Genomic DNA, 8,515 nt, shown 5'->3' on the forward strand with positions numbered 1-8,515 from the left:
AGGCGCAGCCCGATGCCAATTACCCGAGGACCGTCAGCAAGGTCGGCAAGGCTCCCCCGCAGTACCCGGACTCGACGACGAGTGATGACGCACCGTGCCGCATCAAGGGGGGCAAGGGGTGGGTAATTACCCGGTGAGTGCCCTTGTCGGAAACGGCAATCGCAATCGTATCCTGATGAACATCGAGGCCAATGTACTTTGTTGAAATGGACATGCGCTCCTCCTTCTGTTGCGCGATCCTCAGTCGCAACGTCCAGGAACCCCCATGCGCGGGGCAAGCGACCATCATCGGGTCTATTGAGGGCGGCTCGCGAGCGGCTTCGTTACCCTCGAGCTACTCCACCCGGCGGGGCCCGACCTACTGTAGGGTTTGTCGAGTCAGCGACACAGTGGTGTTCGGCCTGCTCCTGCGTACCCATCCAATCGATTGGTGAACCTGAACAAAACATTTTGCTGCCAACCTGGCATGACTTTTGAAGGTCCCTCATCAGGTGGCGCTAGGGGTTCCGACCCGATGGATAGTCAGGTCTGCCTCAGATCCCCATTGACTGCGCATTTTTACGAAGCTGCCCTGGCCTGCCGACGGCGGCGCATAGAGCCTCTGTCTTGTGCACCGGTGACAACGCAATGAAGGAAACACGATGGGACTCCCGCGGATTGCGGTCGAGTTAAGCCGATTTCTCGACCAGACTGATGGTATTGCTCAATCCGAACAGTTGTTCGAACTGTTGTCTGCTTTTACGCTGAGTTTTGATTGCCCCTGGATCGCCTATGGTCCTCTTGCGCCTGATCACCAAAAGGTTTTGAAGCCGGCCCAACCCGATTCGGCGGTCATGTTGAATTACCCTGATGAATGGAAGGAGCGCTACTTGGAAATGGGTTATGACAGAATAGACCCGATCATCAAGAAAGGTCGAAAGGGGGTGGGCGCCTTTCGATGGAGCGAGGTGTACAAGGATGAAAGCACGACCGAAAACGAACGGCGTGTTTTAGACGAAGCAGCGACGTTCGGCTTAAGGTCAGGCGTTACTGTTCCATTGCACGGCCCCGCAGGCAGCTTTACGATCATGAGCTTTGCTCAACCTTGGGACCGCGAATTCCAAAATAAAACAATCACCTACTTGCAACTTGCCGCGCTACATTTCCATCTGAAGGTTACGAGATTGGATAATTTGAGCGTATTGAAGCAACATAACCTTTCTTTTAGAGAAAAGGAGTGCATTCTGTGGGCAGCTAGAGGTAAGTCGTCATGGGAAATAGGAACTATTGTAGGAATTTCTGAAAATACGGTAAACTTCCATTTAAAGAAAGTGATGCATAAGTTGGATGCGGCAAGCAGAACAGTCGCTGCGATAAAAGCAGTGAACTTGGGAATTATTGATGTATAGAAATATTACATAGTAACTCGTCAAGTGGCGATCGGTATGCCATGGTGGGAGAAAAGCACGAGGTCTTTATGATCTTCCGGTGCCTCGACGACGGTTGCGCGGCAATTTTCTTGAACCCTGTCTTCTCGCAGCGCAGCCAAAGGATGTCGAGATCGGGGTTGATGCTGCCCGACGCCTTCCATCTCCGCGGGTGGAAGCTGCATTTTGATGGAGCCGGAAAGTTGCCGGCGAGCAGCGGTGCACACTATCCGCAGATTGCGTCCGATTTGATGTGCAAAAAGCAAACATTGCTGTGATCTTTCGAAGCTGCCTCGGAGGTGCCGCTATCGCTCTCAACATCTCGGGATTGCATCGCCGGTGCTCTCGAGAATGGAAGTCCGGTACAGGACAAATAGCGGAGGTTCCCTGTGGATCTCCAAGTGGGATGACGTCGCCCGTGTGAAATACTCGGGATGAAGGGAAGGGCAAATCGCGGCGGCTCCTCACAACGTTTTACCGAGCCGCCCCGTGTAAGTTTCAAGGTCCTTCAACGACGCGCGCCTACATCGCGGGATGCAGGCGTTCCTCTGGGACAGACTACCAGCCTTAGTAGGTTCGTTGCTCGCATTTGTCACGTAGATGAGAGGAGCCATTCTGGGAGATAGCATCATGCAAAATAAGTCCTGCTGAACGGCGCACGTTCTGGCTGCCGCTGTTTCGCGTAGCTGATGCAATTTGACAAGCATTCTTGGTCATTAAACCACTTACCTGCGAAGGAGACCACCATGGGCGGAGTGATAGGCGAGCCATGTGACATGCGGAATCTCGAAGCCGAAAAAATGAATACCGACATTTTCACGGCTCATGAGTCTAACGTTCGTCGCTATGGGCCGTCTTTTCCCACGGTCTTTACGAAGGCCCTTGGGGCGACAATCTGGGACGAGACCGGCAAGCCTTTTATCGACTTCCTTGTAGGATCTGGCGCGCTCAACTACGGACACAACAATCCGACTATTATGGCGCCAGCAATTGAATATCTCGCTGGTGGGAATATTCTTCTGTCGCTAGACATGTATACAGCGGCAAAGCGTGACTTCATCGAAGCGTTTGTCGATGGGATTCTGAAACCCAGGGGCCTTTCTTACAAGATACAGTTTCCTGGGCCGACCGGCACAAACGCTAACGAAGCGGCGCTAGCGCTGGCGCGAAAATATACCGGCCGCTCGAGCGTCATGGCCTTCACAAATGCGTACCACGGCATGTCGCTCGGCTCTCTGGCGGTGTCGGGTTCGGCGTCGACCAGGGAACTGGGCGGCGTTGCTCGCCACGATGTGATCCGTGTCCCCTACGATGGCTATGCAAACCAAGCTATCGATTCCGCGAGTTACATCGACGGCGTTTTGGGCGACCCGGGGAGCGGCATAGAAAAGCCTGCCGCAATCATTCTGGAGACTATCCAGGCAGAAGGCGGCATGAACACCGCATCCGCAGCTTGGCTCACAGAAATTCAGCGCATTTGCCGTAAGCACGACGTTGTTTTGATCGTCGACGACATTCAGGCAGGTTCAGGCCGAACGGGCGATTTCTTTTCGTTCGAGGTCGCGAAAATTGAACCCGACATCGTGTGCCTTTCGAAATCGCTGAGCGGTTCGGGTAATCCGCTCTCCATTGTTCTGATCCGCCCCGACATGGACATATGGAAGCCCGGAGAACACAGCGGGACCTTCAGAGGCAACAATCTCGCCTTCACGACTGCAGGGGCCATGTGCAAAATGTGGTCCGAGAGGCAGTTTACTGCAGGCGTCGAGCGGACGGCCGCCAACCTTCAAAGACACCTTGATCACCTCGTTGCGAAATTCCCCAAGTGCATCGAACAAAAGCGCGGCCGTGGTCTGATGACCGGCCTCAAGTGCCGTTCGCAGGCCGTTGTCGGCCGTGTGCACGATGTCGCATTCGAAAATGGCCTGCTGATCGAATCTTCAGGACCAAATCGCGACGTCATTAAAGTCCTCCCACCGATAACCATCACCGATGACGAACTCGATCATGGCATCGCCATCCTTGATCACGCACTAAAGGAGCAAGCCAATGGAGACTAATCAAGTATCCCAAGCCCCAGCCATCTCGCCTGTCGAGATCAGAGAGCGAACCGGCTCGATCAGCACTGCGGAGATCATCTCAGTCCTGAAAGGTGAGATCACCGCTCTGCACATCAAGCAAGCTTTCAGCACCGAAATAGCCGAGGAGATCACCGCGAACTTTGTTGGCAGTCCCGGTCTCCAGGAGCGTAAAGATGGCGTCCCTGGACAATATGTCGGCGCTTCCCATTACAGGAAGGATGCAGCCAGCTATTTCTCGGAGTCGAAAAATGCGAAACCGTCCGTCGACGGCCTTTTTGAGAATTTCGTTGATCCGGTCCGAGCATTATTCGACGCGTTGAAGCGCGAGCTTCACGACCAGGGCATTGAATTGCGGCTGGCTCGTTCGGAGCACGGTCTGGCTAATGTTTGTCGCGCTCTCAGCTGGTCTGGCAGCGGCACATTTTCCTTGGAGCCCCACGACGATGTCGCTCAAGTGTTATGTGCTGGGAACGATTACGAGCTTTCTGCGGTGGCGCACAACACCGTCGCAGCGCTCAACTACTACCCCAGCATGGCCGAGGAAGGTGGCAATCTGCGGCTCTGGAGCCATAAGCCGACAGTTGCGGACCGAAAGTCCCAGGGTGTGGAGACCACGGGCTATCCCTACTCGACAGCGTATCTCGAGGCCGTTCCTTGTCGCGACTTCCAACTCAGGGCCGGAGATATCGCCCTTATCGACGGCGGTTTCGTTCACGGGGTTACCGGTCAATCCGGAAACGGAAAGCGTCGCCTAGTGCTGAACAGCTTTTTCGGGTTTGCGCGGCCGGATCTTGTTCTCTGGTGGACCTGAAGTTGGATGTCGCGGCGACTGACCGACCTCGCCGCCTATCCCGCCCGCAATCGGACTTCGCTCGGCCTCCAGACGACGGCCGCTGCGATCCTGGCACTGACACTCGCTCCGCTGATGCCCAGGTTCGCCAGCACGGTGGCGCGCGGCATCGATGGCGTTTCGACTGAAACCTGGCCCCGGTCCGTCCGGCGCTTTGCGCCCGGGACGAGCTTTGATCTCGGACCCGTGTTGGTGTTCTACACCGGATCCGGCAATCCTCCTGTCAATAAGGGGAAAGCCCCTATATGTTATCCCGATCTCGAGAGATCTGCGCGGCAATAAAGCCGATGATGCCAAACATCTTTACTCGCTGCCACTGGCGCCCAAAGGCCGCTACCAGACGGTAGAGACCAGACTGGCCGATCTGAACCAGCGCATCGTCGACGCGCTGGCCCCGTGCCTTCGACGATCGCTCGGCCGATAGCTGGTCGACGGTCAGGGCAAGCGGGTCCGTTTGTGCGTCCGATCCGCCATTCGCTGGTTGGCGGCCTCGCCGATGATAGCTCCGTGAGCGCCGGGATGAGCCAATAACTGAGTCAAATCGCGCGCCGAACCTGAGTCGCGCATGCACCATGTTCAGTATAAGGCGCAGCGAGTGCATCCATAGCTGCCACCTACCGACCCTAGTAGTTTTTGAGAATCTGGTTTTTGCATAGTTTGTGGGCGGTCCTCGCGGGCTATACGCAGGGGCGCTTGACGCGATCCCAAGGAGAGGTGTCGTGATCTACAGCATCCCTCATCGAACAGCTTGAACTTAGCAACATGGTGGTAGGCACATGAGCGTAACCGTTCTGAAATTCGGAGGATCATCTTTTCTGGATCCTGAAGATTACCGTCGAGTTGCAGAGCATCTAGCCGAGCGACTGGCGGCCGGCGAAAACAAAATAGTCGCCGTGGTCAGCGCGATGTCTGGAATAACTGCCAACCTGAAAGCAGTGATGCTCGGCATCAACAAACAAGCATCACCATCGAACCTCGATGCGGCACTTGCAACCGGAGAGATGCTCAGTACCTACCTTCTGGAGGCAGCCGTCAACCGGCTAGGGATTTCCGTATTGTCTCTGAATGGCTATTCCCTTGGAATACGCACGAATTCGGACTTCGGTCGCGCGTCAATAGAATGCGTAGACCCTGGACCAATTAAGGCTGCATTGCAGAAACATGACGTTGTCGTTGCCGCTGGCGCCCAGGCAGTTGATCAGTCCGGGAGCTTAACGTTTCTGGGCAGAAACAGCTCCGACCTGACAGCCGTCATAATTGCGTCCATGTTAGAAGAGCAAACTTGCGAAATCTATTCGGATGTTCCGGGAGTCTATACGGCAGACCCTTATCTTGTCCCAGAGGCACAATTGATCCCGGAGATTGCCTATGCGACAATCGCGCAAATGTCGCGCCACGGTGCAAAGGTACTGCATCACAGGGCAGTGGAATACGCCGAAAAGCACGCGCTCACGGTTGTTTGTAAATCTCTCACCAGCGACGGAGCCGTCACGGGGACTATCGTAACAGGCCATGGGGACGCCCATTCCGTCACAGTAGCTCAGGACGCAGCGGTGATATGGTGCGCCAGTCTTGCAGAACGCGACAACATCCTAGCGCTTCTTAATCGACACGACATGAGCGTGATCTGTGTGGAAGACAAAAGCCGGGCCGGCATATGCATTACAAACGACATTGATTTCGCCATGCGGCTGGCCAAGGTGGCGAATACTCGTTCGGTATCAATCGAATCAAAGACTGCGGTGACGGAGCTTGTTGCTCCAGTGTTACACGTTCACTTGGAGGGCGATTATGAGCGCGCCATTTTCCTGGCGCGCCAGATCCACGAACGGATGTATCCTGGATCGATTGGCGAACCGTTTGGGTCGAGAAGGGCTATACCGCGCTCGCCTTTTAACTCGCTGCTCGTTCGTGCAAACAATGCTCCCAGGAATTCGCAATAACGCCTCGGATCCTCAACTCTGGATGCCTCTCATCCCAGCTTGTCGCTCTAAGGCTAAGAGGCCGTTTGAAAATCGACTGGCAGGCGTTGCCCTGGGTGAAGCATCTGTTCGCCGACAGCGCCTATGACCGGCTGAAGCTCATGGACAAAGCCGCCTATTTCGACTTCGTGGTCGAGATCATCCGTCGAAGACCAGAAGGGGTTCAGGTCCTGCCCCGCCGCTGGGTCGTCGAGCGCACCTTCGGATGGATCACGCGCTGGCGACGCCTCGGGGGCGATTATGAACAGCGCATCGACGTCTCGCACGCCATGATCCTCGTCGCAATGGCGGCAATCTAATCCGCCGAAACGCTCGTCCGTGAATTCAAAGCTTCAAAGCTGACTCTAAGCCCATTGGACACCATTTCGATTTGCTGTTGTTGCAACAAGCAGGGATGGGTTGTCCGGCGTACCTACTTCGAAGCGCGCCGTCGTGCTGGCTTCCAGGTCCGCGACCTGCCTGCGCAGCGTCGTGGTGGGCGCCAGCCCGAGGATGAAGTCGACATCGTTGGCGCGGCACCAGTCGATGACCGGTGGACTGCAATAATGTCCGTCGGCCCGGATCAGGATCCGTGTGTTCGGCCAGGTGCTGCGGATCGCCCGCACCAGGCGGCGCAGGTGGGGGCGGATGTCAGCCCCGCTCGGTCGCTTGGCCGGCCGAAGAACCGCACCGACGAACCGGCCGTCGCCATCGAACACCACGATCGGCTGGAAGCCGTATTCGTCGTAATGGGCGTTGAACAGGCGCAATTGCTGGCCCCCATGCACGGCTTCAAAGGTGTCGTCAATGTCGAGCACGATCCGCTTCGGCACCTGCCGGAAAGAGGCGCAATAGAGGTCGACCATCGCCCGCCCCATGGCGACCAGCTCCCGCACGCCGGGCAGGTTCTCCAGCCGGCACAGCGTCGATTGGGAGGCCAGATCCCGACCCGACGGCAGCGCATCCTGGGCCATCTTGAAGACTGGATCGGAGCGCAGCCGGTTGGCGTCGTTGCCATCCTCGTAGCCGGCGGCGATCATCTTCATGCGAAAGCCGATCATGTCGGTCAGGCTGTCGACGACCTGGTCCGGGCAGCGCGGATCGTCGATACAACCCGCCAGACGGTCAGCCACACGCAGCCGTTTCTCCCCTCGGCCAGAGCCAGAACCCCACTGTTGGACGACGCATGCCGCCGTCGAAACGGGCGACGACGGCCTTGCCGCCGCCAGATGACAAACCGCTCAGCGGCAGCGTAAGATCATTCGTGGCGGGTGTGGTTTCCGGAAAACAGCGCGGATCGGCTTAAGCAATCAAATCATACGTGATTTCAATGGTTTGTACCACATCCGCCAACCCACCGTAACCCACCGTGAATTTTTCAGGCTAGTTCGGTCTTCAAATGACGATCAGGACGCCAATTAAATTGTTCTGCTTCATCATTTCTGACCCCATGGTGGGAGGGCCCAAAGGGCCGATCCCGGAGAGAAGCAAGACCCTGCGAAAGACATTAAAAGCCACGAAACGCGGAAAAGCTCGAAAGCGCTTGACCTTGACCAGCCGAATAGAGAAATAGAGAAGCCACTTCGGCTTGCTCATTTCGATGACGGCGACGATCGTGTTATTCTGTTCAAGAGCGGTAAGGGGCCGGCTTGCGTGAAAAGACTGCGGCATGGGGCGCCTCCTTCTGAAGAGTTGGTTCTAACAGCGCCGAAAGATGCCACACCTTCGCCGCTCGCCCCAAAGCATCTATGCAGGACCAGCCATTAATTGGCGGGATGAACAGTCGTGGCATTGCCGCTAGCATTTGAACAACGGCCGGCGCGAGGTGCTCGGCATGGAGATCGGCAGCTCGGAGGCCGAGCCGATCTGGACGGAGTTCCTGCGCAACCTGACCCGTCGCGGCCTGCGCGGCCAAGCTCGTCGTCTCCGATGCGCACGAGTCTCTGCTCCAGAGCCATTTGCGCCGGATCCTGTCACTGGTGCACAAAGCTGCCGGCCGTAAAAGACTGCGGCTCTGCGCGCCGTCATCGGTAGGCCAGCATCGCCAGAGCTCTATTACATCTCCGCGAGACATGAAGTTGTTTTAAAGTGAACTGCAAGTCGCGCAAGCGTTTCATAAAGTATAGTTTACGAACTAGGCTCAGGACCTATTAAATCGCTTGCAGGGATAAGGATCGGCTGATTCATTGGCGGCGCAAGGAGACGCTGTCATGGGTG

At 56.3% G+C, this 8,515-nt stretch carries 6 protein-coding genes and 3 pseudogenes; 7 read left to right on the forward strand and 2 right to left on the reverse strand.

Annotation, left to right across the window (positions count from 1 at the left end):
- Positions 1–641 precede the first annotated feature (641 nt).
- From NKJ37_RS31610 to NKJ37_RS31635, 6 genes and pseudogenes are all read left to right on the forward strand, one after another.
- A complete protein-coding gene (locus NKJ37_RS31610; RefSeq protein WP_352776411.1) occupies positions 642–1,388 on the forward strand; it encodes a LuxR family transcriptional regulator in 747 nt (248 codons plus the stop codon).
- 41 nt (positions 1,389–1,429) lie between these two features.
- Positions 1,430–1,684, forward strand: a complete 255-nt coding sequence (locus tag NKJ37_RS31615; protein ID WP_352776412.1) for a hypothetical protein — start codon at positions 1,430–1,432, stop codon at positions 1,682–1,684.
- 522 nt (positions 1,685–2,206) lie between these two features.
- Positions 2,207–3,466 (forward strand): diaminobutyrate--2-oxoglutarate transaminase, encoded by a 1,260-nt coding sequence (gene ectB, locus NKJ37_RS31620; RefSeq protein ID WP_352776417.1) that lies wholly within the window; start codon positions 2,207–2,209, stop codon positions 3,464–3,466.
- Complete coding sequence (locus NKJ37_RS31625) at positions 3,456–4,298, forward strand: 2OG-Fe(II)-dependent halogenase WelO5 family protein (protein WP_352776413.1); 843 nt, start codon at positions 3,456–3,458, stop codon at positions 4,296–4,298. The genes ectB and NKJ37_RS31625 overlap by 11 nt, the downstream gene beginning before the upstream one ends.
- Before the next feature lie 815 nt (positions 4,299–5,113).
- Complete coding sequence (locus NKJ37_RS31630) at positions 5,114–6,280, forward strand: amino acid kinase family protein (protein ID WP_352776414.1); 1,167 nt, start codon at positions 5,114–5,116, stop codon at positions 6,278–6,280.
- Between the two features lie 89 nt (positions 6,281–6,369).
- Positions 6,370–6,641: pseudogene (locus tag NKJ37_RS31635) on the forward strand (transposase); the annotation flags it as partial.
- A 94-nt stretch (positions 6,642–6,735) separates the two neighbouring features.
- Here the strand turns inward: NKJ37_RS31635 and NKJ37_RS31640 are convergent.
- Together NKJ37_RS31640 and NKJ37_RS31645 are read right to left on the reverse strand one after the other, a co-directional pair.
- Positions 6,736–7,549, reverse strand: a pseudogene (locus NKJ37_RS31640) (IS1380 family transposase); the annotation flags it as partial.
- Positions 7,550–7,693: 144 nt separating this feature from the next.
- The gene (locus NKJ37_RS31645) at positions 7,694–7,969 is read right to left on the reverse strand and encodes a hypothetical protein (protein ID WP_352776416.1); all 276 of its coding nucleotides are present in this window, start codon (positions 7,967–7,969) and stop codon (positions 7,694–7,696) included.
- A 142-nt stretch (positions 7,970–8,111) separates the two neighbouring features.
- Here NKJ37_RS31645 and NKJ37_RS31650 point away from each other — a divergent pair.
- Positions 8,112–8,244: pseudogene (locus NKJ37_RS31650) on the forward strand (transposase); the annotation flags it as partial.
- Positions 8,245–8,515 lie beyond the last annotated feature (271 nt).

This window comes from Mesorhizobium sp. M0140 (assembly GCF_040322475.1).
GTDB lineage: Bacteria > Pseudomonadota > Alphaproteobacteria > Rhizobiales > Rhizobiaceae > Mesorhizobium.

Bases quoted from the DNA above. Each gene is read 5' to 3' on its own strand.
- NKJ37_RS31645 (WP_352776416.1), bottom strand. From the start codon at position 7,969: ATGCCGCAGTCTTTTCACGCAAGCCGGCCCCTTACCGCTCTTGAACAG.
- NKJ37_RS31630 (WP_352776414.1), top strand. From the start codon at position 5,114: ATGAGCGTAACCGTTCTGAAATTCGGAGGATCATCTTTTCTGGATCCT.
- NKJ37_RS31625 (WP_352776413.1), top strand. From the start codon at position 3,456: ATGGAGACTAATCAAGTATCCCAAGCCCCAGCCATCTCGCCTGTCGAG.
- ectB (WP_352776417.1), top strand. From the start codon at position 2,207: ATGAATACCGACATTTTCACGGCTCATGAGTCTAACGTTCGTCGCTAT.
- NKJ37_RS31610 (WP_352776411.1), top strand. From the start codon at position 642: ATGGGACTCCCGCGGATTGCGGTCGAGTTAAGCCGATTTCTCGACCAG.
- NKJ37_RS31615 (WP_352776412.1), top strand. From the start codon at position 1,430: ATGGTGGGAGAAAAGCACGAGGTCTTTATGATCTTCCGGTGCCTCGAC.